The organism is Pseudomonas asturiensis (genome assembly GCF_900143095.1).
In the GTDB taxonomy this organism is placed as follows: Bacteria; Pseudomonadota; Gammaproteobacteria; order Pseudomonadales; family Pseudomonadaceae; genus Aquipseudomonas; species Aquipseudomonas asturiensis.
Genome location: NZ_FRDA01000005.1, coordinates 74,577 through 100,976, shown reverse-complemented (window position 1 = coordinate 100,976; position 26,400 = coordinate 74,577). Strand labels below are relative to the sequence as shown.

Annotated in this window: 28 protein-coding genes; 13 read left to right on the top strand and 15 right to left on the bottom strand. The window is 59.8% G+C overall.

The features are described from left to right. Window positions 1-250: 250 nt before the first annotated feature. On the bottom strand, window positions 251-1,327 hold the full coding sequence (mtnA, locus tag BUB69_RS10800) for an S-methyl-5-thioribose-1-phosphate isomerase (protein WP_073166017.1): 1,077 nt from the start codon (window positions 1,325-1,327) through the stop codon (window positions 251-253). Window positions 1,328-1,445: 118 nt separating this feature from the next. Here mtnA and BUB69_RS10795 point away from each other — a divergent pair, with 118 nt between their 5' ends. The 5 genes from BUB69_RS10795 to BUB69_RS10775 all read left to right on the top strand — a co-directional run bounded on the left by BUB69_RS10795 (window position 1,446) and on the right by BUB69_RS10775 (window position 6,276). Further along, a complete protein-coding gene (locus tag BUB69_RS10795; RefSeq protein ID WP_073166014.1) occupies window positions 1,446-2,798 on the top strand; it encodes a TRZ/ATZ family hydrolase in 1,353 nt (450 codons plus the stop codon). An 83-nt stretch (window positions 2,799-2,881) separates the two neighbouring features. After that, window positions 2,882-3,580, top strand: a complete 699-nt coding sequence (ubiG, locus tag BUB69_RS10790; RefSeq protein WP_073166011.1) for a bifunctional 2-polyprenyl-6-hydroxyphenol methylase/3-demethylubiquinol 3-O-methyltransferase UbiG — start codon at window positions 2,882-2,884, stop codon at window positions 3,578-3,580. A 3-nt stretch (window positions 3,581-3,583) separates the two neighbouring features. Further along, on the top strand, window positions 3,584-4,255 hold the full coding sequence (gene mupP, locus BUB69_RS10785) for an N-acetylmuramic acid 6-phosphate phosphatase MupP (RefSeq protein WP_073166007.1): 672 nt from the start codon (window positions 3,584-3,586) through the stop codon (window positions 4,253-4,255). A 27-nt stretch (window positions 4,256-4,282) separates the two neighbouring features. Beyond that, window positions 4,283-5,023 (top strand): YciK family oxidoreductase, encoded by a 741-nt coding sequence (locus BUB69_RS10780; protein WP_073166004.1) that lies wholly within the window; start codon window positions 4,283-4,285, stop codon window positions 5,021-5,023. A 326-nt stretch (window positions 5,024-5,349) separates the two neighbouring features. Next, on the top strand, window positions 5,350-6,276 hold the full coding sequence (locus BUB69_RS10775; protein WP_073166001.1) for a GGDEF domain-containing protein: 927 nt from the start codon (window positions 5,350-5,352) through the stop codon (window positions 6,274-6,276). A 27-nt stretch (window positions 6,277-6,303) separates the two neighbouring features. Here BUB69_RS10775 and BUB69_RS10770 read toward each other — a convergent pair whose 3' ends face one another. The 7 genes from BUB69_RS10770 to BUB69_RS10740 all read right to left on the bottom strand — a co-directional run bounded on the left by BUB69_RS10770 (window position 6,304) and on the right by BUB69_RS10740 (window position 14,134). After that, on the bottom strand, window positions 6,304-7,089 hold the full coding sequence (locus tag BUB69_RS10770) for an iron-containing redox enzyme family protein (protein ID WP_073165998.1): 786 nt from the start codon (window positions 7,087-7,089) through the stop codon (window positions 6,304-6,306). A 29-nt stretch (window positions 7,090-7,118) separates the two neighbouring features. Beyond that, window positions 7,119-9,581 carry an EAL domain-containing protein gene (locus BUB69_RS10765; protein WP_073165994.1) on the bottom strand — a complete coding sequence of 821 codons (2,463 nt, stop codon included), beginning with the start codon at window positions 9,579-9,581 and terminating at the stop codon, window positions 7,119-7,121. Window positions 9,582-9,705: 124 nt separating this feature from the next. Then, complete coding sequence (locus tag BUB69_RS10760; protein WP_175561712.1) at window positions 9,706-11,508, bottom strand: ABC transporter ATP-binding protein; 1,803 nt, start codon at window positions 11,506-11,508, stop codon at window positions 9,706-9,708. Window positions 11,509-11,524: 16 nt separating this feature from the next. Further along, the gene (locus BUB69_RS10755; protein WP_073165987.1) at window positions 11,525-12,157 is read right to left on the bottom strand and encodes a DsbA family protein; all 633 of its coding nucleotides are present in this window, start codon (window positions 12,155-12,157) and stop codon (window positions 11,525-11,527) included. 3 nt (window positions 12,158-12,160) lie between these two features. After that, window positions 12,161-13,114, bottom strand: a complete 954-nt coding sequence (gene trhO, locus BUB69_RS10750) for an oxygen-dependent tRNA uridine(34) hydroxylase TrhO (RefSeq protein WP_073165982.1) — start codon at window positions 13,112-13,114, stop codon at window positions 12,161-12,163. Between the two features lie 186 nt (window positions 13,115-13,300). Next, window positions 13,301-13,594 (bottom strand): BolA family protein, encoded by a 294-nt coding sequence (locus BUB69_RS10745; RefSeq protein WP_024688983.1) that lies wholly within the window; start codon window positions 13,592-13,594, stop codon window positions 13,301-13,303. Window positions 13,595-13,606: 12 nt separating this feature from the next. Further along, window positions 13,607-14,134 carry a DUF2059 domain-containing protein gene (locus BUB69_RS10740; protein ID WP_024688982.1) on the bottom strand — a complete coding sequence of 176 codons (528 nt, stop codon included), beginning with the start codon at window positions 14,132-14,134 and terminating at the stop codon, window positions 13,607-13,609. Between the two features lie 169 nt (window positions 14,135-14,303). On the opposite strand from BUB69_RS10740, the gene BUB69_RS10735 reads away from it, so the two are divergent. Continuing rightward, window positions 14,304-15,698, top strand: coding sequence for a class II fumarate hydratase (locus tag BUB69_RS10735; protein WP_073165979.1), 1,395 nt, complete (start codon window positions 14,304-14,306; stop codon window positions 15,696-15,698). Continuing rightward, window positions 15,691-16,305 carry an NAD(P)H-dependent oxidoreductase gene (locus tag BUB69_RS10730; RefSeq protein ID WP_073165975.1) on the top strand — a complete coding sequence of 205 codons (615 nt, stop codon included), beginning with the start codon at window positions 15,691-15,693 and terminating at the stop codon, window positions 16,303-16,305. Before BUB69_RS10735 ends, BUB69_RS10730 begins: the two co-directional genes overlap by 8 nt. A gap of 6 nt (window positions 16,306-16,311) precedes the next feature. On the opposite strand, the gene BUB69_RS10725 is transcribed toward BUB69_RS10730, so the two are convergent. Both BUB69_RS10725 and BUB69_RS10720 read right to left on the bottom strand, forming a co-directional pair. Beyond that, window positions 16,312-17,271, bottom strand: coding sequence for a DMT family transporter (locus BUB69_RS10725; RefSeq protein ID WP_073165972.1), 960 nt, complete (start codon window positions 17,269-17,271; stop codon window positions 16,312-16,314). A 96-nt stretch (window positions 17,272-17,367) separates the two neighbouring features. Beyond that, a complete protein-coding gene (locus BUB69_RS10720; RefSeq protein WP_073165969.1) occupies window positions 17,368-17,973 on the bottom strand; it encodes a tRNA-uridine aminocarboxypropyltransferase in 606 nt (201 codons plus the stop codon). A gap of 209 nt (window positions 17,974-18,182) precedes the next feature. Here BUB69_RS10720 and BUB69_RS10715 point away from each other — a divergent pair, with 209 nt between their 5' ends. Continuing rightward, window positions 18,183-18,497 (top strand): hypothetical protein, encoded by a 315-nt coding sequence (locus BUB69_RS10715; protein ID WP_073165966.1) that lies wholly within the window; start codon window positions 18,183-18,185, stop codon window positions 18,495-18,497. Window positions 18,498-18,583: 86 nt separating this feature from the next. Here BUB69_RS10715 and BUB69_RS29315 read toward each other — a convergent pair whose 3' ends face one another. Then, window positions 18,584-18,706, bottom strand: coding sequence for a PA1414 family protein (locus BUB69_RS29315; RefSeq protein WP_122697649.1), 123 nt, complete (start codon window positions 18,704-18,706; stop codon window positions 18,584-18,586). Window positions 18,707-18,880: 174 nt separating this feature from the next. After that, a complete protein-coding gene (locus tag BUB69_RS10710; protein WP_175561710.1) occupies window positions 18,881-20,245 on the bottom strand; it encodes a DNA recombination protein RmuC in 1,365 nt (454 codons plus the stop codon). A 134-nt stretch (window positions 20,246-20,379) separates the two neighbouring features. On the opposite strand from BUB69_RS10710, the gene BUB69_RS28485 reads away from it, so the two are divergent. The 5 genes from BUB69_RS28485 to BUB69_RS10685 all read left to right on the top strand — a co-directional run bounded on the left by BUB69_RS28485 (window position 20,380) and on the right by BUB69_RS10685 (window position 24,239). Next, window positions 20,380-20,676 (top strand): hypothetical protein, encoded by a 297-nt coding sequence (locus BUB69_RS28485; RefSeq protein ID WP_141121844.1) that lies wholly within the window; start codon window positions 20,380-20,382, stop codon window positions 20,674-20,676. 368 nt (window positions 20,677-21,044) lie between these two features. Continuing rightward, entirely contained in the window at window positions 21,045-21,350 is a 306-nt protein-coding gene (locus BUB69_RS10700) for a hypothetical protein (protein ID WP_073165956.1), read from the top strand. Window positions 21,351-21,832: 482 nt separating this feature from the next. Next, window positions 21,833-22,057 (top strand): hypothetical protein, encoded by a 225-nt coding sequence (locus BUB69_RS28480; RefSeq protein WP_024688973.1) that lies wholly within the window; start codon window positions 21,833-21,835, stop codon window positions 22,055-22,057. A gap of 267 nt (window positions 22,058-22,324) precedes the next feature. After that, a complete protein-coding gene (locus BUB69_RS10690; RefSeq protein WP_073166729.1) occupies window positions 22,325-22,804 on the top strand; it encodes a hypothetical protein in 480 nt (159 codons plus the stop codon). 160 nt (window positions 22,805-22,964) lie between these two features. Next, a complete protein-coding gene (locus tag BUB69_RS10685) occupies window positions 22,965-24,239 on the top strand; it encodes an OmpP1/FadL family transporter (protein WP_163032217.1) in 1,275 nt (424 codons plus the stop codon). Window positions 24,240-24,364: 125 nt separating this feature from the next. On the opposite strand, the gene BUB69_RS10680 is transcribed toward BUB69_RS10685, so the two are convergent. The 3 genes from BUB69_RS10680 to BUB69_RS10675 all read right to left on the bottom strand — a co-directional run bounded on the left by BUB69_RS10680 (window position 24,365) and on the right by BUB69_RS10675 (window position 26,305). Next, window positions 24,365-24,916, bottom strand: coding sequence for a glutathione peroxidase (locus BUB69_RS10680; RefSeq protein WP_073165950.1), 552 nt, complete (start codon window positions 24,914-24,916; stop codon window positions 24,365-24,367). 61 nt (window positions 24,917-24,977) lie between these two features. Continuing rightward, window positions 24,978-25,100: a hypothetical protein gene (locus BUB69_RS29310; RefSeq protein WP_275669787.1), complete on the bottom strand. Its 123-nt coding sequence runs from the start codon at window positions 25,098-25,100 to the stop codon at window positions 24,978-24,980. Continuing rightward, window positions 25,097-26,305, bottom strand: coding sequence for an MFS transporter (locus BUB69_RS10675; RefSeq protein ID WP_073165947.1), 1,209 nt, complete (start codon window positions 26,303-26,305; stop codon window positions 25,097-25,099). Before BUB69_RS10675 ends, BUB69_RS29310 begins: the two co-directional genes overlap by 4 nt. Window positions 26,306-26,400 lie beyond the last annotated feature (95 nt).

Sequence of the window (26,400 nt, the reverse complement as noted above, 5' to 3'; positions counted from 1 at the left end):
CGAAGCTCGCCGTTGCCAGCAGGTGCGGGGCAACGACTTACGACAAATCAATGAGTTAAGCCTTGGATCTGCGCAGTGTGGGCACCTGTAAATAGCGCCTCTGGAAACCGCCGGATGTTACCACAATCGCCGAGGTGCTCACATCCTTTGCAAGCGCTGAAAACGAGCCATGTGCGCGCAGGACGCCTGAGAGGCGCTTACAGGCCCGTTCAGCCGCGACACATCACTAACCCCAAGCGAGCATAAAACCTCAGTGGAGGTGTTTGCGGCTCATCAACTGGGCCATCTTGGCGGTATCGGGACGCTCGACAATCCCCTTCTCGGTCACGATGGCATCGATCAGGTCCGCAGGCGTCACATCGAATACTGGATTGAACGCATCGATATCGGCACCGACCCGCTGGCCGCCCACCTCGAGCAGCTCACGACCGTCGCGCTCCTCAATGACGATGTCTTCGCCACTGGCCATTTCCATGTCGATGGTCGAACTCGGCGCGACCACCATGAAACGCACGCCGTGGTGCATGGCAGCGACCGCCAGTTGATACGTACCGATCTTGTTCGCCACGTCGCCATTGGCCGTGATGCGGTCGGCGCCAACGATGACCCAGGTGATGCCCTTGGTGCGCATCAGGTGGGCCGCAGCGGAGTCCGCGTTCAGGGTCACGGGAATGCCCTCGTTGGCCAGCTCCCAGGCGGTCAGCCGGGAACCCTGCAGCCAGGGCCGCGTTTCGTCGGCGTAGACCCGCTCGATCATGCCTTCCAGATGCGCGGCGCGAATCACACCCAATGCCGTACCAAAGCCGCCGGTGGCCAGCGCGCCTGTATTGCAGTGGGTCAGCACGGTCTGCAGGTTGCCTTGATGCTTGCGGATCAGGTCGGCACCGAGCTGCGCCATGGTCAGGTTGGCTTCGCGGTCACTGAGGTGAATGGCCACGGCTTCGGCTTGCAGAATCGCCAGCGGATCGTCAGTCGCCTTGATGCGCTTCAGGCGGTCACGCATCCGGTTCAGGGCCCAGAACAGGTTGACCGCCGTAGGGCGCGAATCCGCAAGCTGCGCGAAATCCACTTCCAGTGCCTGGCGCCAGTCACCGCCTGCCGCAATCCGTGCCCGGGCACCCAGCACCACGCCATACGCAGCACTGATACCGATGGCTGGCGCACCGCGCACGACCATCGAACGAATGGCCTCGGCCACGCCGGCCGCCGTGGTGTAGGCGTGCCAGGTTTCCTCGAACGGCAGCACCCGCTGATCCAGCAGGTACAGAGCGTCATCTCGCCAATCGATGGCCTTTACCTTCTCCGCAGCCAACAGTCGATCGCGCATCGCCCACTCCATCTTGAAATCCAAAGCCAGAATCAAAAGCGGCTGATTATAGCGAGCCGCCCGCCAAGACGCTCGGGTATACTTCGCCGTCACCGTAATAAGCTCTGGAAACCTTGTCATGCCGAACGCCACAGCCCCGCTCGACCTTTTGCTACTGCCCACCTGGCTGGTACCGGTCGAGCCTGCAGGGGTGGTCCTCAAGGAGCACGGCATCGGCATACGCGACGGGCTTATCGTCTATATCGGCCCCAGGGCCGAGGCACTGAAGCTGAGCGCATCGCAGGTTCAGGAGCTTCCACAGACGCTGCTTGCCCCCGGCCTGATCAATGCCCACGGCCACGCCGCCATGACCCTGTTTCGCGGGCTGGCAGACGACCTGCCATTGATGACCTGGCTGCAGGACCACATCTGGCCTGCCGAAGGCAAATGGGTCGATGAAGACTTCGTGCGTGATGGCACCGACCTGGCCATCGCCGAGCAGCTCAAGGGCGGCATCACCTGCTTCTCCGACATGTACTTTTACCCCAAGGTCGCCGCTGAGCGGGTGCATGTCAGTGGCATGCGCGCCCAGATCACGGTGCCGGTGCTGGACTTTCCGATTCCCGGTGCCCGCACCACCGACGAAGCGTTGCACGCCGGGATCGAGCTGTTCAACGACCTCGCTCACCATCCGCGGATCAAGATTGCCTTCGGCCCACACGCGCCTTATACCGTGGGTGACGAGAACCTGGAGAAGGTGCGGGTCATCGCCGATGAACTTGACGCCACCATCCAGATGCATGTCCATGAGACAGCGTTCGAGGTCGCGCAAGCCGTCGAGCAGCATCAGGAACGACCGCTGGCGCGCCTGCATCGCCTGGGCATGCTCGGACCGCGTTTTCAGGCCGTACACATGACCCAGATCAGCGATGACGACCTGGCCCTGCTGGTCGAGAGCAATACCCACATCATCCACTGCCCCGAGTCCAACCTGAAGCTGGCCAGCGGTTTCTGTCCGGTCGAGCGTCTGTGGCAGGCCGGCGTCAATGTGGCCGTCGGCACCGATGGCGCAGCCAGCAACAATGACCTGGACCTGCTGGGAGAAACCCGCACCGCCGCCCTGCTCGCCAAGGCCGTTGCCGGCTCGGCGACCGCCCTGGATGCCCACCGGGCGCTGCGCATGGCGACGCTCAATGGCGCACGGGCGCTGGGCATCCAGGCTGAAACCGGCTCGCTGGAGCTGGGCAAAGCCGCCGACATGGTCGCGTTCGACCTGTCCGGCCTGGCCCAGCAGCCCATCTACGACGCGGTTTCCCAGCTTATATATGCAACAGGCCGCGACTGTGTGAGCCACGTCTGGGTCGCCGGCAAACCCCTGCTCGAAGATCGCCGCCTGACCCGGATGGACGAACAGGCGCTGCGCGACACGGCCATGGCCTGGGGTCGGCGCATTAGCGGACAAACGTCCGGGCACGGCAAAGAAGCGCGCTGACCGATCAAACCGAACAGAAGACTGTCTGGTTATCTATAGCCGGACAGATGAAAACCGAATTTCAAGTTCAAGAGGCATACCCCATGAGCAACGTCGACCGCGCAGAAATCGCCAAATTCGAGGCCCTGGCCCATCGCTGGTGGGACCGCGAGAGCGAATTCAAGCCGCTGCACGATATCAATCCGCTGCGCGTCAACTGGATCGACGAACGCGTCAATCTGGCGGGCAAGAAGGTCCTCGACGTCGGCTGCGGCGGCGGCATCCTCAGTGAAGCCATGGCGCTGCGGGGCGCAACCGTGACCGGTATCGACATGGGCGAAGCGCCATTGGCCGTTGCCCAGTTGCACCAGCTGGAGTCGGGTGTCAGCGTCGAGTATCGGCAGATCACCGCCGAAGACATGGCCGAGGAAATGCCCGAGCAATTCGACGTGGTGACCTGCCTGGAAATGCTGGAACACGTGCCGGACCCATCCTCGGTGATTCGCGCCTGCTACCGCATGGTCAAGCCGGGCGGCCAGGTCTTCTTCTCGACCATCAACCGCAACCCGAAGGCCTACCTGTTCGCCGTAGTCGGTGCCGAGTACATTCTGGGCCTGCTGCCGCGCGGCACGCACGACTTCAAGAAGTTCATCCGCCCCTCCGAGCTGGGTGCCTGGAGCCGCGATGCCGGCCTGCAGGTCAAGGATATCATCGGCCTGACCTACAACCCGCTGACCAAACACTACAAGCTGGCCTCGGATGTCGACGTCAACTACATGATCCAGACCCTTCGGGAGGCCTAAGGCATGCGCTTGAGAGCGGTTTTATTCGACATGGACGGCACACTGCTCGACACCGCACCGGACTTCATCGCCATTTCCCAGGCGATGCTGGCTGATCGCGGTTTTCCGGCAGTGTCGGACAAGCTGATTCGCGATGAAATATCAGGCGGCGCCAAAGCCATGGTCGCAGCGACCTTCGCGATGTCACCGAACGAGCCGGAATTCGAGGCCCTGCGCCTGGAGTTTCTGGAGCGCTATCAACGCGACTGCGCCGTGCACAGCAAGCTGTTCGACGGCATGGCCGAGCTGCTGGCCGATATCGAGAAGGCCGGACTGATCTGGGGCGTGGTCACCAACAAGCCGGTACGGTTTGCCGAACCGATCATGCAGCAGCTCGGCCTGGCCGAACGCTCGGCGCTGCTGATCTGCCCGGATCACGTCACACACAGCAAGCCCCATCCTGAGCCGTTGATCCTGGCGTGCAAAAGGCTGGAGCTGGATCCCGCCAGCGTCCTGTTCGTCGGCGACGATCTGCGCGACATCGAATCCGGTCGCGACGCAGGCACCCGAACGGCCGCCGTGCGCTACGGTTATATCCACCCTAACGACAATCCCGATCACTGGGGCGCTGACGTCGTGGTCGATCACCCGCTGGAACTGCGCAAGGTGCTGGATAACGCCCTGTGCAGTTGCTGAGCCGCAAACAATCGTTCGAGGTCTTTCATGTTTGACTATTCCGCTCGCCCGGGCCTGCTCAAGGACCGGGTGATTCTGGTGACCGGCGCTGGCCGCGGCATTGGTGCTGCCGCAGCAAAAACCTACGCAGCACACGGTGCCACCGTCCTGCTGCTGGGCAAAACCGAAGCCAACCTCACGCAGGTCTACGACGAGATCGAAGCCTGCGATCAGCCGCAGCCTGTGGTTATCCCGTTCGATCTCGAGACTGCCCTGCCGCAACAGTATGCAGAGCTGGCGATGATGATCGAAACCGAGTTCGGCCATCTCCACGGCCTGCTGCACAACGCCTCGATCATCGGTCCGCGCACCCCGCTGGAGCAGCTATCCAGCGAGGAGTTCGCACGCGTGATGCACGTCAACGTCAATGCGACGTTCATGCTCACTCAGGCGTTGCTGCCACTGCTCAAGCGTGCAGAAGACGCCTCGGTGGTGTTCACCTCCAGCAGCGTCGGCCGCAAGGGCCGTGCCCACTGGGGCGCCTATGGCGTGTCGAAGTTCGCCACCGAAGGCCTGATGCAGACCCTGGCCGACGAGCTGGAAGGCGTTACTGGCGTGCGCGCCAACAGCATCAACCCCGGCGGCACCCGCACCCGCATGCGCGCCCAGGCCTACCCGGCGGAAAACCCGCTGAACAATCCCGCCCCGGAAGAAATCATGCCGGTGTATCTGTACCTGATGGGACCGGACAGCAACAACGTCAATGGACAGGCATTGAACGCGCAGTAAGGCTCGTCAAACAGCCGATAAAGCACCTTCGGCGTTGAACTGCCTCGCAGCGGATACACGACCATGGGAGGCAACTTGCCGGTGATCGCGTCAGTTCAGCCACTGACGCATCGCCGCAAGAGACGAATCGCCAGTCAGCCGCCTTCCAACCGTTGCACTGCTGCGCCACGAAGCTCCGTCAAGAAGTCGCCGTCCCCAGGATCACCTGCTGCCTGCGCACTACGCTAACCCACTGATTTTAAATATCCCGGCCGATAAATGAACCGAATGGCACGACTTTCGCTCTAACCCTGCCAAGCCAGTCATACGTGCTGAGGAGCGAAGAGATGATTTCTCTTACCCAGACCCATGCAATCGATTTCGATACTGCCAGGTTGCAGCGCCTGGGGTTTCAACATCGTCCCAATGCCGTACTGCCGCCCGTTACTCTGCCTGAGCTGATCAAACAGCTAGGCCTGCAACTGCAGACCAGCCTTGAAGCAGAACGCATACTGACACTGTTCTTCCAGGGCATTCAGCGACTGCTGCCGCTGAGCGGTGTTGTGTATCGGCATGCAGAAAGCGACCTGCACCTGAGGCTGGGCGAGGACGCGTCGTTCATCACTCACTTTCATTTGCGTCATGAAGGCGAAGACATCGGGCAACTGGAGTTCCAGACGGCCGAACCCTTCGACGCGCAGCAGATGAGCGACGTTGAAAGCCTGCTCGCCTGCCTGCTGTATCCATTGCTCAATGCCCTGCTGTATCGAATCGCCACGCAAAGCGCATTGCGCGATCCGCTGACCAGTACCGGCAATCGCATATCGATGGATCAGAACCTGCCGCGCGAAGTGGACATCGCGCGTCGCCACAAGCAACCGTTGTCCGTGCTGATGCTCGACATTGATCATTTCAAGAAAGTGAACGACCGTTACGGCCATCAAATGGGCGATGAAGTGCTCCGAACCATCGCCGTCACGCTCAAGACACAGTTGCGTAACGTAGACCGGATATTTCGCTATGGCGGGGAAGAGTTCGTCGTGATTCTGTCCAACACTGACGGCGATGGCGCTGCATTGGTAGGCGAGCGCCTGCGTCAGGCCGTTCTGGACCTGGAGTTTGACCAGACGGCTCCCGACCTCGCGATGACCATGAGCCTGGGCTGCTCGACACTGCTGTCGGCAGAAACCGCCGACAGCCTGTTACGACGGGCAGACGACGCCCTCTACGTTGCAAAACGTCAGGGTCGCAACCGCCTGGCAATCGCCAGCTGACGGCGGGGACAGCCCCTGACGGCGTGTTCAGGCCTCCACGGCCGTTGCACGCTCACGCGCTGGCTTGACCTTCTCCAGCTGCATACAGCGTTCCAGAAACAGGTACATGTAGTCATAGCTCTTGGTAACCGCCTGACGCAGCTCGGCCTGCAACTGCACGCTGGCCTCATTACCGACCAGTGTACAAATGATCTCCAGCGCCTCCCAAGGGTGCGCATCATCATATTGAGCATGCATCTTGAGCCATTTCATGGCTTTCTTGCGCGTGTCTTCAGGAAATGCGTCGGCATAGGCACCGGTCGAACACACCACCGCCGACCACTCGCCGGTTGCCCCCTCGATGGCGTAGTTAGTGGCAGCCATGGCCACCGCCAATGAGTCCGAAGAACTGGTCTGCCAGCACCAGTGACTGAGTGCGTGCAGCTCTGGCGAAACCTGCTGGTCATGCAGGTTCTCAAGTGTCACGTCGTGGGCAGCGCACCAGTTGACCCAATAGTCGGCATGATTGAGTTCGACACGGATGTTACGCATCAACCAGCGGCGCGCCATGTCTTCACCAGGATGACGACCAAAGCGGGTCTTGGTCAGGTTCTTGGCCATGTACACCGCAAACTGCTCAACCACGGGCCAGCCACCGATCAGGTAATGGCGCATGATTTTAGGGCTCAGGGTTGCATCACGCATTTTCTGGTACAGCTCGTGCTCAACCACGCGGGCCTTTGCCGGGGCGCAGTCCTTGATCAGCTTTTGGGCCCAGGCCGGATAACTGCTGGCTTCCATGAGCGGACCGGTTCTGTTGAAAGTGTCGATCACTGTGTGGCTCCTTGTAGTGGCTATACGATTTAACTGAACGTTCCCGGTGAATGGAACATTAACGGGACGGGTCGAAGCGGGGGTGCGTAGAGGCTTTCGCACGTGAACAGCGTCGGACGACCTATCAGGTACCCCTGAGCAAAATCCACGCCCATTTCCTTCAGCACGGATTCAATCTGAGGTGTTTCTACAAACTCGGCGATCGTGCGCTTACCCATCACATGCCCAATGTTGTTGATGACCTCGACCATGGCCTGGTTGATCGGGTTATCGAGCATGTCCTTGACGAAACTGCCGTCGATCTTCAGGAAGTCGACCGGCAGGTGTTTGAGGTAGGCAAAAGACGACATGCCTGCACAAAAATCGTCCAGCGAAAACAGACAGCCGAGGGCTTTCAATTCATTGATGAATCGAATGGCGTTGCCCAGATCGGCAATGGCGCTGGTTTCGGTGATTTCAAAGCAGATCATGTCAGGCGCAACACCGAACGTTCTGAACTGCAGTTTCAGGTAATCGAGAAAGGCATCGTCACCGATGCTCGACCCGGACAGATTGATCGCACACAGCGCCTGCGGTGCCTGATGCCGTTCCTCGCTCATGCATCGGGCGATAACCTGAAACACGTTATGCACGACCCACCGGTCAAGTGTAGTCATTAATCCGTAGCGCTCGGCAGCAGGAATGAAGCTGTCGGGCGCAACCATGCGCCCGGACTCATCGCGCAGACGAAGCAGGATCTCGATATGCCTCACACTGTCGCCGTGGGGCTGAATCGATGCGATTTCCTGCGCAAACAGGCAAAACCGATTTTCATCCATGGCAATGTGCAATCGCTGAATCCAGGCCATCTCCCCTGAGCGCATCGACAGTGTCGTATCGTCGAGACGGTAGACCTGAACCCGATTGCGCCCCTTTTCCTTGGCCATGTAGCACGCCATGTCTGCTGCGCAAAGGTTGGCTTCAAGCGTAGCCGGCGCGTCCCCCAGATGCACCAGACCGACGCTGACGGTAGTGACGAAGGGTCGACCTTTCCACATGAAATGCAGGTTCTGCACTATCTGACGCAGCGTCTCGGCAATTTCGTGGGCCTTGTTGGCAGGACAGTCGGTCAACAGCACGCCAAATTCGTCGCCGCCCAACCGGGCCAGGGTGTCGCCGTCGCGTAAGCCCTGGGGCAGTGCCCGACAAATATGCCGCAACAGCTCGTCGCCCGCTGCGTGCCCGCTGGTGTCGTTGACCAGCTTGAATTGGTCGAGATCCAGGAACATCAGGCAATGACTCGCGTAGCCAGTATCGCCTTTGTTCAACACGTGCTGGAGACGACGCTCGAACTCACTGCGGTTGACCAGCCCGGTCAGCGCGTCATGGGCCGCCTGCCAGGACAGGTTGGCGATGTACTGGCGCTCCTGCGTCATGTCGTGGAGCACCAATACCGCGCCGCTGACGACCCCTTCGGAGTAGATCGGTGATCCCACCAGCGCAACCGAAACCGTACTGCCATCGAGCCGCTGTATCAGCTTGCTGTTGGCGCTGCCGCCCTTGAGCTTGCCACCCAGGATGTGATCAATCAGGGTCGAGCTGTCACGCTGATCGTTCTCGTCCAGCAGGTTGAACAGCGCGGCCAGCGGCAAACCGATGGCCTGGCCGTTTTTCCAGTGGGTCAGACCTTCGGCGGCGGGATTCATGTAGACGATGGCGCCGTTCATGTCCGTGGTGATGACCCCGTCACCAATCGACTCCAGGGTAATCTGCGCCCGCTCCCGCTCCAGCTGGAGGGCATCGGCAAACAGGCGGCGCTGGGCAATCAGCTTACGCACCCTCAGAAAGGCCAGAAGGATCAGCAACACCGCGGTCACCAGATTGATCCCGACCAGCAGCTTCAGAATGAACCTGGAGCCCTCGCCAAGCGCGTCACTGAACGCTTTGGCAGCAGGTGCCACGCCTTCGTTGATGGCATTGATCTGCGCCCGCCATTGCTCCATTTCGGCCGGACTCACCGCCCCTTCACGAATCCGCGTATGAATCTGTCCGGCCAGACTGTCGAGCTGGACGAGATAGTCATCCCCTACGGCCCAGAACCGGATAGCGGTTTTCATGAAGCTGAAATCGTGAAAGTTGAGGTACATCCAGATAATGCCCGAGGCATCGTCCGGGTGATTGCCGCCCTGAATGATTCCGGCTCTGGCATCGGAAAGCGATGGAACGGGCCTGTCCAGTGCTTCGCGCAGCGCATGTCCGCCCTGCGGAACCGCAATGGCCTGCTGGTATTTCAGATAATCACGTTCGTCGTGCCAGTTGGCGTAGAGACTCAGATAATGAATGGCATCTTTCTGACCCTTGGACCACAGGCTCTCGCCGACGACGTAGCTGCGCACCGCAGACATGGTGTAAAGGCTGACGCATCCCAGCAGCGCCTGGAACAGCGCGACCGCAATGAAAGGCCACACGATGCCTGTCAGGCGGGGCTTGGGAAAGGTCCATGGTTGCTTCATGGGTTCGCGTCACCACATGCCTGAAAAGATCGTCCTGAGCAGAGCCTAGGCTAAATCCATCAGTGATGGCACATGATTTTTTCAAATTTGAAACATCCATGCCGCAAAGGGGCGGGATCGTGTCTCAGCTTTGTTGCAGATAGCCATACAGTTTGGCGTAAAGACCGCCTTCTTCGATCAACTGCTGATGGCCACCCTCTTCGGCGATGCGCCCGCCATCGAATACCAGTACCCGGTCGGCCTGTTTAACGGCGGAAAGACGATGTGCAATGATCAGCGTGGTACGACTGCGCAGGAAGCGCGTCAGCGCCAGATGGAGGTTGTACTCGGTGGCGGCGTCGAGTGCTGAGGTCGCCTCGTCGAGGATGACGACCTTGGGATCGGAGAGCACCATTCGCGCGATCGCCATTCGCTGGCGCTGCCCACCAGACAAGCGCACCCCGGAGCGTCCGACGACACTGTCCAGTCCGGCCGGCAACTCCCGAACCACAGATTCCAGCTGCGCCACTTCCAGCGCCCGCCAGCAGGCTTCGTCGGTGCATTCGCGGCCCATGGTCAGGTTGGCGCGAACGGTGTCGTTAAACAGTGCCGGATGTTGCAGAACCACCGCAACGTTTTCACGAACCCGTTCAAGACCGATGTCCTGCTGAGCCACACCGCCGAAACGGATGGTTCCGTTCTGAGCGGTATACAGGCCCAACAACAGTTGCACCAGTGTGCTCTTGCCCCCGCCGCTGGCGCCCACGATGGCCACCTTCTCGCCCGGCGCGATCGACAGGTTCAATTGATCCAGCACCAGCTCGTCGCCATAACCGAAACTCAGACCCCGCACTTCGATGCCGACGGTTTCCTGACCGGTGAAAGGGTCAGCGCTACCGGTGTATTGAGGCTCGTCGCCCCGGGCAAGCAGCTCATTGATGCGAGTCAGGGCACCGCCGGCCGCGTAATAGGCGTACTGCAGATTAAGCAGTTGCTCCACCGGAGCCATCATGAACCACAGGTAGCTGAACACAGCCAGCATCTGGCCGATGGACAGGTCGGAGAACAGCACCGTGAGCATCGCCGCGGCACGAAAGATGTCGATTCCGAACTGAAACAACAGCCCACTGGCACGTCCGGAAGCGTCGCTCTTCCATTGCGAGTTAACGGCATAGTCACGCACTTCCCTGGCTTTGACACCCAGCCGACCGAGAAAAAAACCCTGACGGTTGCCCGCGCGCACTTCCTGTATTGCGTCCAGGGTCTCGCTCAGGGCCTGAGTGAAACGCGAGGTGCTGTCGTTTTCCAGTTTCTTCAGGTGTTTGACCCGCTTGCCCAGTCTGACCGTGGCAAAGATCACCAACGGGTTGAACAGCATGATCAGCAGCGCCAGCTTCCAGTGCATCCACATCAGGATGCCGGCCGTGCCCGCCAGGGTCAGCGTGGCCACCAGAAGACGGCTGAGGGTTTCGCCGACGAACTTGTCCAGCGTGTCCAGATCGGTGACCAGGTGGGTAGTGACCGTGCCGCTGCCCAGGCTTTCGTATTCGCGCAGGGAAATACGCTTGAGGCGCTCGATCAGGCGCAGGCGGATGCGATAGACGATGTCCTTTGACAGCCGGGCGAACAACCGCGCCTGCAGAACGCTGAACAGCAAGGCCCCGGCTCGCAGCACCAGTGTCAACAGCAGCATCAGGCCGATATAGCCGGCCGCTTTCTGCAGGCTGTCCGGTAACAGGTGATCCATGACCTTCAACGCTGCATCGCCGCGCCCCAGCAATACCTCATCCACCAGCAAGGGCAGCAGCAACGGGATGGGCACACTGCACAGCGTCGCCATGACGGCGACACCATTGGCTATCCACAAAGCTTTTTTATGGCGCAGTGCCAGCCGACGAATTTCGGCCCAGCTCAAGCGGTCATTGCGTGTGTCGTTGGCAGCTGGCAGGCCGTCGGTGGAGTCATCACGCACTGGCCGCACGCTCCAGCCAACGGCCGAGCAATGGCGACAGCGCACTCAAGGGTTGATAGCCGTTGGTCAGCAGGGCCAGTTGGCCGTTGCGCTCGGCCAGCAAGGTCGGAAAACCTGCAATACCCAGATCCTGTGACCAGGCGAAATCGGCTGCCGTGGCCGCCTGCTGCTCGACACTGTCGAACGCGTCGGCGAACCGTTGGCGTGAAAGCCCGGCCTGTTCGGCAAGTTCGGCCAGAATGGCAGGCCGCGTCACATCACAACCCTGAGCATAAAACGCCTGCTGAATCAGCTTGACCAGTTCCCAGGCTTGCTGCGGGTCAAGAGACCGTGCTGCGGTGACGGCCAGGCACGCGGGCGTGGTGTCATACACGAAGCCTTCCGGCAAGGCACCCTCGCGCAGGAACGTCTGGCCGGTGGCTTCCTCGACCGCCTGCCAGTGTTCAAGAATGTAGCGTCGCTTGGAGGCTTCGAGCGGCGAGGACTCCGAGCGCAGTCCGCCCATCACCAGATGCAGCGACACTCCCGCCGCCCTAGCCTGTTGCACCAGCGCATCGGCAACCGGAGCAAAGCCCCAGCACCAGGAGCACATAGGGTCCATGACATAGATCAGGCGGGCGGACATGGCTCAGGCCTCGGATGGCAAACGGTAGTTACGACCGATGGGGTGTGGCTGGTTACGCGCCTTGGCCAGTTCGATCTGCTTTTGCCGATCAATGGCACTGCGGCGGGTTTTCTCGCTCAACGAATCCCAGCAATGCGGGCAACTCACGCCCGGCGAGTAATGCTCGCTGGCGCGGTCTTCAGCGCTGATCGGCGTGCGACAGGCATGGCACTGATCGTAATCGCCTTCGGTGAGGTCGTGGCGCACGGTGACACGATTGTCGAAGACAAAACAGTCCCCGCGCCACTGGCTTTGCTCTTGGGGCACTTCTTCAAGGTATTTGAGAATGCCACCCTTGAGGTGATACACCTCTTCAAAGCCCTCGCCCAGCATGTAGCTGGAGGCTTTTTCGCAGCGAATGCCACCGGTGCAGAACATCGCAACCTTCTTGTGCACGGCCGGATCGAAGTGCTCTTTTATGTAATCGGGAAATTCGCGGAACGACGTGGTCTTGGGGTCGATCGCACCTTCGAACGTGCCGATGGAGACCTCGTAGTCATTGCGTGTGTCGATCAGCAACACCTCGGGATCGGCGATCAGGTCGTTCCAGTCCTTGGGCTCGACATACGTACCGACAGCCTTGTTGGGATCGACGCCTTCAACGCCCAGGGTCACGATCTCTTTCTTGAGCTTGACCTTGGTGCGATAGAACGGCTGCTCGTCGCAATAGGATTCCTTGTGGTCGATATCGACCAGACGCGGGTCGCTGCGCAACCACACCATCAGGCCGTCGATACCTTCGCGGCTGCCGGAAACCGTGCCATTGATGCCTTCTTCGGCGATCAGCAAGGTGCCCTTGATGCCGTTATCGACCATGGCCTGCAGCAGCGGCTCACGGAACGCGACGTAATCGCTGAGGGTGACGAATTTGTATAGCGCAGCCACGACGATCGGCTGACTGATCGACTGTTGAGTCATGTATCTCTCCAGGTGGCGACCCTCGCAAAGGGCCTACCGGACATTGAATGCTGAACGAAAAAACGCACCGGCCAGGCGGCGCGGTGCGGATTCTAGCAAAACCGGGGTTGTGCAGGTATGTCGCGGCGTTGATTTGAATCAATGCTGATTTGAATCAACCACCCGACAACCCAGGCACGCTAGCGGTCAATGACCGCCAGCGCACGTCGGCGAGGCTGGCGCTGAGCCTGTCTTCGCCCACTCCTCTGGAGTATAGGTGTGCAGGGCCAGGGCGTGGAACTCGCCCATCAGGGCACCCAGCGTGGCGTACACCTTCTGGTGACGCTTGACCGAGTTAAGGCCCTGAAACTGGTCACTGACCAGAATGGCCTTGTAGTGCGTCTGCTCACCGCGACTGTGCATGTGGCTCTCGTCGAGCACTTGCAAGTGGTGCGGCTGCAGCAACGCCAGTGCCGACTCGATACGTGTCTGCATGGTCATGACGGGATTCGCTTAAGGCTTCTTGGCCGGAGCCGGAGCAGCGGCTTTGGCAGGTTCCAGTTCGGCGGTCATGTCGGCGAGCAGCTTGTTGACGACCGGCACTGCGCTTTCCAGCTTGCCCTGGGTCAACTGGGCCGATTGCTGGGCCAGTTCAGGCATTTTGGTCATCACTTTCTTGCCCAGTGGCGACTGGTAGAACGCAACCAGGTCCTTGAGCTCGCTTTCGGTGAAGTTGGCGGTGTAGAGCTTGACCATTTCAGGTTTCAGCTTGTTCCAGCCAATGGCCTGGTCCAGTGCGGTGTTGGCTTTGGCCTGATACGTCTCAAGCAAAGCCTTTTTCGAGGCTGGAGCCTTGGTTTCGGCGAAGCGCTGGGCAAACATCTGCTGTACTTGTGCATAGACCGGAGCGCCCAGGCGATCGGCGTTGGCGAGCTTCAGGAACGTTTCGGCACTCGCATTGTGACTGGCGGTGTCGGCAAGGACCTGACCACTGGCGCAGACCAGAGCTACCGCTGTACAGATGGCACGAAGACGGGTCATCGAGTTTCCTTATCTAGCAAACGAGGCATTACCCCAGGGCCGACCATTCTGCGCTTATGTAGCCTTTTGGCTCAACCCCCCGGTTCGCCGAGCGGTTAAAAAGCGATGCTCGGGAACCCTGCCTCCATCTGGACACCTAACCTGCAATGCACTTAAAGGAGTAAGCACAGTGAGCCGCACAGAAACCGATAGCATTGGCCCGATCGAAGTCCCTGAAGACGCTTATTGGGGAGCCCAGACCCAACGCTCACTGATCAACTTCGCCATCGGCGATCAACGCATGCCGCTGCCGGTGTTGCACGCACTGACACTGATCAAGAAAGCCGCCGCCCGCGTCAATAACCGTAACGGCGACCTGCCCGCCGACGTCGCCCGTCTGATTGAACAGGCCGCCGACGAAGTGCTTGCCGGTCAGCATGACGCGCAGTTTCCGCTGGTGGTCTGGCAGACCGGCAGTGGCACGCAGAGCAACATGAACGTCAATGAAGTGATTGCCGGGCGCGCCAATGAACTGGCAGGCCAGGGCCGGGGCGGCAAATCGCCAGTACATCCTAACGATCACGTCAATCGCTCGCAAAGCTCCAACGACTGCTTCCCGACTGCCATGCACATCGCCACGGCGCAGGCGGTGAAAGAAAAGCTGTTGCCGGCGATTGCCGAGCTGTCCACGGGTCTCGCCGAGCAATCGGCGCGCCACATGAAGCTGGTCAAGACCGGCCGCACGCACATGATGGACGCCACGCCGATCACCTTCGGCCAGGAACTGTCGGGCTTTGTCGCTCAACTGGACTACGCGGAAAAAGCCATCCGCGCCGCGCTGCCAGCGGTGTATGAACTGGCTCAGGGCGGCACCGCCGTGGGCACCGGGCTGAATTCGCCCAAGGGCTTCGCCGAAGCTGTGGCTGCCGAACTGGCTGCCTTGTCCGGGCTGCCCTTCGTCACCGCGCCCAACAAGTTCGCGGCGTTGGCGGGTCACGAGCCACTCACCGCGCTGTCCGGTGCACTCAAGACCCTGGCTGTGGCACTGATGAAAATCGCCAACGACCTGCGCCTGCTTGGTTCCGGACCTCGCGCGGGGCTGGCCGAAGTGCGCCTGCCCGCCAATGAGCCCGGCAGCTCGATCATGCCAGGCAAAGTCAACCCGACGCAGTGCGAGGCGCTGTCGATGCTGGCGTGTCAGGTCATGGGCAATGACGTGACCATCGGCTTTGCCGCGAGCCAGGGCCACTTGCAGCTCAACGTCTACAAACCGGTGATCATTCATAACATTCTGCAGTCGATCCGTTTGCTGGCCGACGGCTGCAGCAACTTCAACGAGCACTGCATTGCCGGCATGGAACCTGACGCGGAAAAAATGGCGGAGCACCTGGAACGCGGCCTGATGCTGGTGACCGCACTGAACCCGCACATTGGCTACGACAAGTCGGCCCAGATTGCCAAAAAGGCCTACAGCGACGGCCTGACCCTGCGTGAAGCTGCGCTGGAGCTGGGCTTTCTGACCGATGAAGAGTTCGACGCCTGGGTACGCCCGGACAAGATGCTCGAGGCTGGCAGCAATGGCTGACGCCAAAAGTGGCGCCACGCCGCTGGAAGGCAGCGGCAAACGCATCCTGATGGTCTATGGCACGCCAAAGACCACGAGCTTGTGCCACGCCCTCGGCGAAGCCTACTCACAAGGTGCGCGCAGTGAAGGGCATGTGGTGCGGGTCTTGAAGCTGGGGGAGCTGGATTTCGATCCGATCCTGCATCACGGCTACGAACAAAGCCAGGCGCTGGAGCACGACCTGCTCGAAGCCCAGCGGCAGATTCACTGGGCTGAGCATCTGGTGTTCGTCTATCCGGTCTGGTGGGGTGGACTGCCCGCGCTGCTGACCGGGTTTTTCGACCGGGTCCTGACGCCAGGTTTTGCCTTCAAGGCCCACGGACGCCGGCATCCCTCCAACGAACTGCTCAGAGGCCGGACCGCAGAGTTGCTGGTGACCATGGACACCCCGCCCCGCTACTTCCACTGGATTTACGGTGCGCCGGCACATCGGCAGATGATTCGCACAATTCTTGCGTTCTGCGGGATAAAGACCCGGCGTCTGACGGAATTCGCGCCGGTGCGCACCTCGACCGAAGAGCAGCGGCAACAGTGGCTTCATCAGGCGCTCGCTCTGGGCAAGCGCTGAATCGCTTCAAGCCTGCGCCAGCCTGGCCCTTCTCGCCCTGAGCCCCGCAACCAGTGACGGCCCTAGGGCCGTCAGGGCCGACCCCAGGACCACCAGCAACGCACCGCCATAACCCAGCGCATTGATCTCTTCGGCCTGCACATAGGTTGGCCACAGCCAGGCGGCAATTGCCACCGTGCCCAATGTGATCAACGGCGTCAGCGCCAGTGTCGCGCTTACACGAGAGGCCTCCCAGTGCGCCAGCGCTTCGGCGAAAGCACCATACGCCACAAGCGTGTTCAGGCAGCATGCGAGCAACAGCCAGCCTTGCAGCGGGCTCAGTTGCAAGGCCTCGGCAGGATGCGCCCACGGCGTGATCAAGAGCGCGCAGAACAGGTAGATCACCATCATGACCTGCAATGAATTCCACACCGTCAGCAGTTGCTTCTGGCTTAACCCGTAGAAGGTCCAGACCACCGACGCCGTCAGCACGATCAGCACACCCAGGGTGTAATCACCCAACGACGTGAGCAACTCGACCAGCCGCTGATTGAAAAACAGCCCGAAGCCGACCAGCAATATCGCAAGACCGATGCCCTGCCCGATACTGAAACGCTCCTTGAACAGAAAGATGCTGCTGATCAGCAACAGAATCGGGCCGATCTGAATCAACAGCTGTGTCGTACCGGGGCTCAGCATGCGCAGACCGACCAGGTACAGCATGTAATTACCCACCAACCCGAGCACGGCCAGTAGCACCAGCACCTTGCCCCGACGCCCCAGCAACGTGAAGCTGGGCAACCGCTTGACCGACGCCAGCCATATAAACAGCACGGAACCGGACACCAGTAACCTGAACCAGGTGACAGTCACCGGGTCCATGGTATGCAGCACCTGTTTGAGTTTGACGGGCAAAATGCCCCAGAGCAGCGCAGTCAACAACGCAAGGCAGAGGCCATACACCCAGCGGCCAGAAGAGATGTGCATCACAGGTTCCGAAAGAGTCAGGACAAGCTCTTCATTCTAGGCGCTGATCCGAAAAGCAACAGTTACAGCTGCACAGCGTTATGACCCCGAAGTGTTTTATTCACGTTCACGCAAGCCGTGATTGCGCCGATAGGTTTCGCTGCCCATGGCCTGAATCTGGCCGTCTATCAACGCGTCGAACGGTTTGAGCAGCGCTTCGAAGGTCGCAGGGGCTTCGAGCGTCTGCAAGGCATGGACGATTGCCTCAAGGGTGGACAACGCATCCGGTCCTGGCGCTTTGCGCAGGCGATAACGCGACGCCGGAACATCACCAAGCGTTACCCTCGGCAAGGCGGCCAGCAGCGGATTCAGGTGCAGTAGCTTGCGCGCCTTGCGCCAGGTGCCGTCGGGCACCACCAACAGGGTGGGCAGCGCCTCGGCAGACTGACACTCCAGCGGTTGAGCCCCCTCCCCCGGAAACAGCAGACGAGCCTGATAGCCCGGCGGACTGAGCAAGCCCTCCAGGTCGTCGAATACTTCCCCGACCTTTATTTGCGCATGGGTCAGTCCGAGCGCGGCCAGACGTGCAGTGTTCAGTGCATGTCCCGCCTCGCTCGTGTGCTGCAATATCAGCACACGGGTTCGGCTGTCCAGCTGCGGAATCAAGGCGCACAGGCAATGAGCGTCAGGGCGCAGGCAACGTTCACATCGGGCGCGGGGCATCGGTTTTTTACTACTCTTTCTGAAGGCGCTGGCACGACATCGGATGGCACTCTCTGCCGTCTGTCGCGTAACGCGGCAGTTTAAACAACTCGGCGCCTTTGCGCCGACGCAATGGGCGGCTGCGCTTTGGATTTCAGCTAGCCTCAATACACAGGGCTGGTGACATGAAGTCCCCCTATTGGATCACACGATCAACATCAGGGGCTCTCATGAATCGCGAGGGGATCAAACAAAGGGTGCTGGATGCGCTGGGCATCATTCTGGTGGACAAGGCTGAGATCCGCGATGAAGCCACGTTCCGGGACCTGGTACTGGACGACGCCGACGTAAACGAGCTGTTCAGCCAGTTGGGGCACGAATTCAATTTCGAGTTTCCCGAGTTCATTCGCCAGCGCGCGCTCAATCGACCTGAGCACCTGTCGTTACCCATGGTGGTGGACCTGATTCTGTTGATGCAGCAGGAATCGTCACAAGAGGGGGAAGGTCAGGAGAACAAACACCGCCGCGCCCCATGGCGACAGTGACACAACACCTTTATATCGGGACGCTGGTGCGCCCCGATGCCATGGCGTTTTTGCACTGCCCTGGCGGCAGCACATGCGGGTCGGGCCTAGCGGCGCGGACGACGACGTGGGTCTTCAGTACGAACCGGTATCGGCTGTAGTTTCGGACGTTCGATCAGACCCAGCGCGACACCCAGATCATGGAGCCATTCTTGCAGTTTGCTGTTCATAAAGCCCCCTTAAGGGAAAACACGGCAACCAACCTGTGCTGATCACTCAATAGAGATCATAGAAGCTTGTCATTGGTTCGCCGAGCATTACGGAAAACAATTTTCCCGATATTGGCAATGTGACATCTGTGGAGCTTTCCATCTAGTCTTTGCGACGGACGGACATGTGCCCGCTCACTCCGGCAACCGGACCAGTCCTTCCTCGTCGGTCATCGCGCGCTCCAGCAGATCAGCCGGCAGGCTCTTGCTGGCACGGGCGCCCAGCAGCTTGAGCTGTTCGCTGCGACTGACCAGATTGCCACGCCCGTCCGTCAGCTTGTTGCGCGCCGCCGAATACGCTTTATCCAGTTGCTGAAGGCGGCTGCCCACTTCGTCCAGATCCTGAATGAACAGCACGAACTTGTCGTACAGCCAGCCCGCGCGCTCGGCGATCTCCCGCGCATTCTGGCTCTGACGCTCCTGCTTCCACAGGCTGTCGATCACACGCAAGGTTGCCAGAAGCGTTGTAGGGCTGACGATCACGATGTTTCGGTCGAAGGCTTCCTGAAAGAGGGTCGGCTCGGCCTGAAGCGCCGCGGAAAAGGCCGCTTCGATAGGCACGAAAAGCAGCACGAAATCCAGGCTGTGCAGCCCTTCAAGCCGCTTGTAATCCTTGCCTGAAAGCCCTTTGACGTGGTTACGCAGCGACAGTACATGCTGTTTCAGCGCCGCCTGACCGATCACGTCGTCATCTGCCGAAACGTATTGCTGATAAGCCGTGAGACTGACCTTGGCGTCGACCACGACCTGTTTGTCACCCGGCAGCATGATCAGCACGTCTGGCTGGAAGCGCTCCCCGTCGGGTCCCTTGAGGCTGACCTGGGTCTGGTATTCCCGGCCCTTTTCCAGGCCTGCGTGCTCAAGCACCCGCTCCAGAATCAGCTCACCCCAGTTACCTTGAGTCTTCTGGCCCTTGAGCGCGCGCGTCAGGTTGGTGGCCTCGTCGCTCAGGCGCAGATTGAGCTGCTGCAGGCGCTCCAGCTCCTTGGCCAGAGAGAACCTCTCGCGGGCCTCGTTCTGATAGCTTTCTTCGACGCGTTTCTCGAACGACTGAATCCGCTCCTTCAAGGGTGTGAGCAATTGTCCCAGTTGCTGCTGACTGGTCTCGGCGAAGCGCTGCTCACGCTCGTCGAAAATCTTGCCGGCCAGTTCCGCGAACTGGGCACGCAACTTATCGCGCGAACCCTGAAGGTCGTTCAACCGTTGCTGGTGACTGTCCTGCTGCTCGCGCAACTCCGCAGCAAGGGCAGCGCATTGCGCGTCGAGACGACGCAACTCGCTTTCTTTCGCCGCCCGCTCCTGAACCCAGCCCTGAGCAACGTCGCGAGCGTTATCACATTCCTGACGCAACAACTCGACCTCACGGCGCAAGGCCGCCAGGTCCGCCTGCTTGGCCGCATTGGCCTGACCAAGGTCACTGATCTCGTCGCGGGCAGCGTCCAGCTGGGCATTGAGACCGTCCTGTGCCATCTGCGCCGTGCTCAGACGCTCATCCAGCAGCGCTGTCTCGGCATCGCGGCGCGTCAGTTGACCGTGCAGATGCCAGACCCAGGCCAGCAGCGGTAACGCCGCCGCACCGAGCCCGACCAACAGGCTGTTCAAGTCAAATGCCATAACGACTCCATGCAGGCCGAATGAATGCCAGCCGCATTATGCGTAAAGCCTTCACAAAAATAGACAGTGCATCAACAGCAGCGCCGCGAACAGGCTTTGATAGACAGCGCGGGGGCGAATCGGGGGACGAGATTCTACTCGCTTTCGATGGCGGGTACACGTTCAATTCACAGCCTGTTTCAATCGGACAATCCACAGAAGCTGTGGATAACTCAGTGGACAACCCCCCTTTAACCCGCGCAAACGTAGACAGAATGGGGCTTGCGCTCAAACTGACGATTTTTTCACCAGTTAAAAAAAACGATGTTTTTCATTGACTTAATAATTCACCATCATAAATCAAGCCCTTAGCGAAGCATGTGACAGTGATGTGGCAGCTTGTAGCGCTAATGTGCACAACTCAAAAACGACCGATTTCAACGGGTCTGAAAAAGCCGCGCAGATAAGCGTCAACTGCACACCATTCTCAATGAACACGCGGCTTTCAGTGTGCTTCTTACCCTGCAAGAACCCGGTCGCGTGCCTGATCATTGCGCACGCACCATGGCATAACGCCCTGCCCGCGACATAATGCGTGTGGCGCTGTCCAAGGCCGTGCTTGAAGCACAGCTCGCGGATTATCATCGCGGTCTTTGCTGCTACGCACTTTTTCTCGGAACACTTTCTCGGAACGCTAAGGGACACGATGAGAGAAGTAGTGAAGTTCTTCGTGCTGCTGATGGCTGTCTGCGCCATTGCCATTGGCGCGAGCATCGTTTTGCCGCCTCCAGACGGCGGCGTTTTCGCCTATACCGTGCTGTTGTCGGCGATCGCTGTCGCGCTGATCATCTGCAGCGATCTGAGCAGAGGGCGTATCAACGAGGTCGGGGACATCATGCGTGCTATCGAAAAGCGCAAACCGTTGCGCCTGACCATCGCGGCCTACCTGCTCGGCTGCTCGATGGTCGCCTCTGCCACGGTGCTGCTCTATCGCATTGTCGGGCACTGGTAACGGAATTATTTTCTTGACCCGCTTGCAATCCATTCAAACCTCCAATAGCATAGCCGCCGTTAGTACCAAGCTGAAAATCAATTCCGGTCGACAAGTCCCCCAGTGTTAGCTCTTTTCAAAGAAAGAGAATGCTGGCTACAAGGGATCGACCACCTCGATGGTTTCCAGGCATGATCCTTTCGCATATGTGAGCCAGCTTGGCCGCAGTGCAGTTACGGCTATCATGTTCTGCTTCAACCAGCCTGCAATTGATCAGGATCTTCACCCGGAGCGTCGAACCTTTGCTCCTGTTGTGTTGCCTGCCCTCCTAAGTACCTACCAGCCAGCCAGAGCGCCAAACGATAAAGCGCGCTTCAACTGACTGTCTTGTTCCAGTCAGGTTCTTCGCCCAGCCAGGCCTTACTACCCAATGCCGGCCCGCGTTTACTGGAATCTTTATTTTTGCACGGTATTGTTCCGTGTTGATTCAGGAAACACCTAACATGACTCACCATAACCAGACCCAACACGCCATTCATACGCTGACCAACGCGTTCGCACCACTGAATTGCCTGATCATGGCCGCCCGTAAAGGCTGCTTCAGCTTCACCATCGTCAACGAGCATGGCATCGCCCGTCACAGCGAGCGCCTGTACCCCGATCAGTACGCCAGCGCCGAGCCGCTGCAGGCCGTGATCGAGCGTACCCGCCAGGCCCTTACCGCCTGAGACGAACGCCTCGCTGAACGACCAGAACCTCGCCCCCACAGGCGAGGTTTTTTATTGCCTGAAATCTCCGGACCGGCTGGCGAGTTAATCGCTAACCGATCTATCCACTGATCGGCAAAGCCGCAAACAATTTAAAAACAGGCCTTTACACCGTAAATCTGACACTACACTTCAACTCAGGCGACCCAAGGCCGCTCCCGGCAGTCCTGCCTGTACGCTCCATGTATCAAGGACCGTCGGTCACCTTTCATGAGCGCCGACAGTATTATGGGTATCGCAGCCATAGAATTATGCCGTCACGTCATCCGCCCTACTCTTATTTACCTTGATCGTCGCAGCCACCGCGCCGAATCACTGCTGCTAGGGATCGCAGCCAGCCAGTCCGCCCTGGGCGCAGAGCTCGACAGCCGGCGCGGACATGGCCTGTACCGCATCCCCGAGCCCAGGCATCGGCAACTGTGGGACGACTACCTGGCACGGGACCCCGATCTGGCCAGTCGCGTGCGTGGCCTGGCCAGCCAACGTGCCTTTCTCAGCGGTCCGCACCTGGAACTCACCGTCAACCTGCGCTACTCCACCGCCATCGCCTGGATGATGATCGAAGCACAAAACACTTCGCTGCCCAGAGAAGACGATCCCATCGCCATGGCCCGAATATGGAAAAAAGTGTTTCAACCTCATGGCCGACTGCGGGATTTTGTCGCTTGCTGGAACGCCAGTGTCGCGCCCCTTTATTTACCGGCATGAGTGAAACTCATGAATTCGGAGTTCGGGGCATTTCGCCACATAATTTAAGGATTGTCCTACAAGAATAGCTCTAAATCGGGCTCCTCAGCCTATAGCGCGCCGTCGAAAATGTTGGTAATTTCCGACCGGTGATCACCAAGGAGTTCTAATAATGAAAACAATGACAAAAGTAATGAACAGGACAACACTGGGCCTGGCTATCGGCCTCGCCTCTTCTCAGCTATTCGCTGCCGGTTTCGCACTCAACGAACAAAGCATCAGCGGCATGGGCACCGGTTTCGCCGGCCGCTCTTCTTCGGCCGATGACGCAAGCACCGTTTTTGGCAACCCTGCCGGCATGTCCCGCCTGAAACGCGAAGAAGTCAGCTTTGGCGCAGCAGCGGTGATCGCCAAGACCAATATCGACAACGGTCGCGGCACCTTCGGCGGCAGCAACGACGGCGACATGGTGCCCTTGGTGGGCGTACCGATGGGCTACTACGTCAAGCCGATCGATGATCACTGGGCATTCGGCCTGGGCGTTTATGCACCTTTCGGTCTGGTGACCGACTATGAAAGCGGCTTCGCCGGTCGCTACTGGGCCGACAAGAGCCACGTTCAGGTTGTGACCTTCCAGCCGACCGTGAGCTACGCCTTCAATGACAAGGTGTCCATCGGTTTCGGTCCGACCATCAACCGCATCGACGGCGAACTGACCTCCTCCACACTGAACGCCGCGACACCGGGCCGTAACGACGGCAAGGTCAAGATCGAAGGCGACGATACCGCGCTGGGCTTCAACGCCGGTATCCTGGTTCAGGCAACCGATACCACACGCCTGGGCCTGACCTACCACTCCAAGGTCGACTACAAGCTCAAGGGCAAGACCAAGATCGAAGGCTCAGGCTTTGGTCCGTTCGGCGGCCAGAAGTACGACGCCTCGCTGGACATCTCCACGCCTGAGTCGGTGGACTTCTCCATCACCCAACAGATCGACGAGAACTGGACGGTCTACGCAGGCAGCACCTGGACTCGCTGGAGCCGCCTGACCGACATCACCGTCAACAACGACGGCGTTCCCGCGCAATTGGGCGGCTCGGCAGGTCCGATCGGTCGCATCTCCGAAGAGCAGGACTGGCACGACACCTGGGCGCACGCCATCGGTGCTTCGTACAAGGTCAACAAGGAATGGACACTGCGCACGGGCTTCTCCGTGGATCAGTCGCCAACCAACAACGTCAACCGCTCTCCACGCATCCCGACCGGCGACCGCAAGATCGTCAGCTTTGGCGCTGGCTGGAGCCCGACCGACGACCTGACCATCGACGTGGCCTACTCGTACCTGCGTGAAGATGAAGCCAAGATCCGCAACAGCAGCGCTACCAAAGGCTCGTACAGCGCTGACTTCCGCAACACTGCGCACGGCCTCGGCACTTCGGTTACCTATCGCTTCTGAGGGCTGACTGACCACCGGCTGACAAAAAGCCCGCACATCCTCAAGGATGGCGGGCTTTTTTTGCCTTCAATTCGCGCTGCCGAACCACACGCAGAGCATCCTGAAAGGCGTTATCACGCAAAGCCTCAGGGCTTGGACGCAATCGCCTTCTCAATCGCCGCAATCAACTCAGGATCATCCGGCTTGGTCATGCTGGAGAAGTTGGCGACCACGTTGCCCTGACGATCCACCACGTACTTGTAGAAATTCCAGCGTGGGGCGCTGCTCTGTTCGGCGAGCACTTTGAACAGGTGGGTGGCGTCGTCGCCTCGCACGGCCTGCGGCTCGGTCATGGTGAAGGTCACACCGTAATTGACGTAGCAGACCTTGGCGGTCTCTTCTCCGTCCTTGGCTTCCTGCTTGAAGTCATTGGACGGCACGCCAAGCACTTCAAGGCCCTGCCCCTTGTAGCGCTGGCTCAGTTCCTCAAGGCCTTTGAACTGCGGGGCGAAGCCGCAGAAGCTGGCGGTATTGACGACCACCATCGGCTTGCCTGCATAGCGCTGGCACAGGTCGATGTTTTCCTTGGAACGCAGCTTGGGCAGCTCACCTTGCAGCAGTGCCGGGCACTCGGCGGCCATGACGGTGCCGCTCATGGCCAGCAGCAGGAAGGGAATCGATATAAAGCGAGTGTTCATCAAGGCGTCCCTGGAGTTGGTGGCTGTCTGCAGACACGCTACCCCAACAGACGCCTTCTGCCTAGCAAGCGCCCATGCCCAGTTGCAACGCAGCCAGCCCCACGTGCTGCCATCCCCACCAGACCAGCGCCAGCACTGCGACGCCCGAGGCGAGCGCTGCCCATAGAGGCCAGTGCCTGTTCACACGACACTCGCCTGCGCCTGCAAACGCGCCACAGGGCGCTCGCGCACCGGCCAGTTGAGGGCTGCGGCCAACAGACTGAGCAGGATCGATACTTGCCAGATCAAGTCGTAGCTCCCGGTATGGTCATACACCAGCCCGCCCAGCCAGCCACCGAGAAACGCGCCCAACTGGTGGAACAGGAAGACGATACCACCCAGCATCGACAGATTGCGCACCCCGAACAGGGTCGCGACCGTACCGTTGGTCAGCGGCACCGTAGACAGCCACAGCAGCCCCATGGCCACCCCGAACAGGTAGGCCGTGGTCTGGCTGAGGGGAATCCACAGGAACAGCACGATCACCACTGCACGCAACAAGTACAGCATCGTCAGCAATCTTGGCTTGGACATGCGCCCACCCAGCCAGCCCGCCGTGTAGGTGCCGAAAATATTGAACAGGCCGATCAGCGCCAGCACCGTGGTGCCCACTTTGGCGGGCAAGTGCTGGTCGACCAGATAGGCGGGCAAATGCACGCCGATGAACACCACCTGAAAACCACAGACGAAGAAGCCCAACGCCAGCAGCCAGAAGCCTGAGTGCGAGCAGGCTTCGCGCAATGCTTCGCCCAGTGTCTGCTGAACGCCCACCGATTCGGTCGGCTTGTCCTTGAGCATGCCCACCAGCGGCAGGATCAGCGCGACCATCACGCCCAACACCAGCAAAGCGCCGGACCAGCCCAGCCAGCCGATCAGGCCCAGCGTGCCGGGCAACATGGCGAACTGGCCGAACGAGCCGGCCGCGCTGGCAATACCCATGCCCATGCTACGTTTCTCGGCGGGCAAGGCTCGTCCTACAACGCCGAGGATGACGGAAAATGAAGTACCGGACAGACCGATACCGATCAGCAACCCCGCGCTCAGCGACAGACTCATTGGCGAGTCCGCCATGCTCATGCACGCAAGGCCAACGGCATACAGCACGCCTCCCACGAACACGACCCTGGCCGCGCCAAAGCGGTCCGCCAGCGCTCCGGCAAACGGCTGCGCCAGGCCCCACATCAGGTTTTGCAAGGCGATGGCGAAGGCAAACACCTCACGCCCCCAACCGAAATCCGCGCTCATGGGTGCCAGAAACAGCCCGAACCCGTGTCGTGTTCCCAGCGAAAGCGCAAGAATCAAGGCACTCCCGAGCAATATCCAGCCACTGGTACGCCAGACCGATGTCATTGTTAGAGTGCTCCCTGACCAGAAATGCGTGGATATGCCCGTAAATCGATAAACGCGAAACTACGCCTGGGTGCAGGAGCCTGTCAATCGCTTAT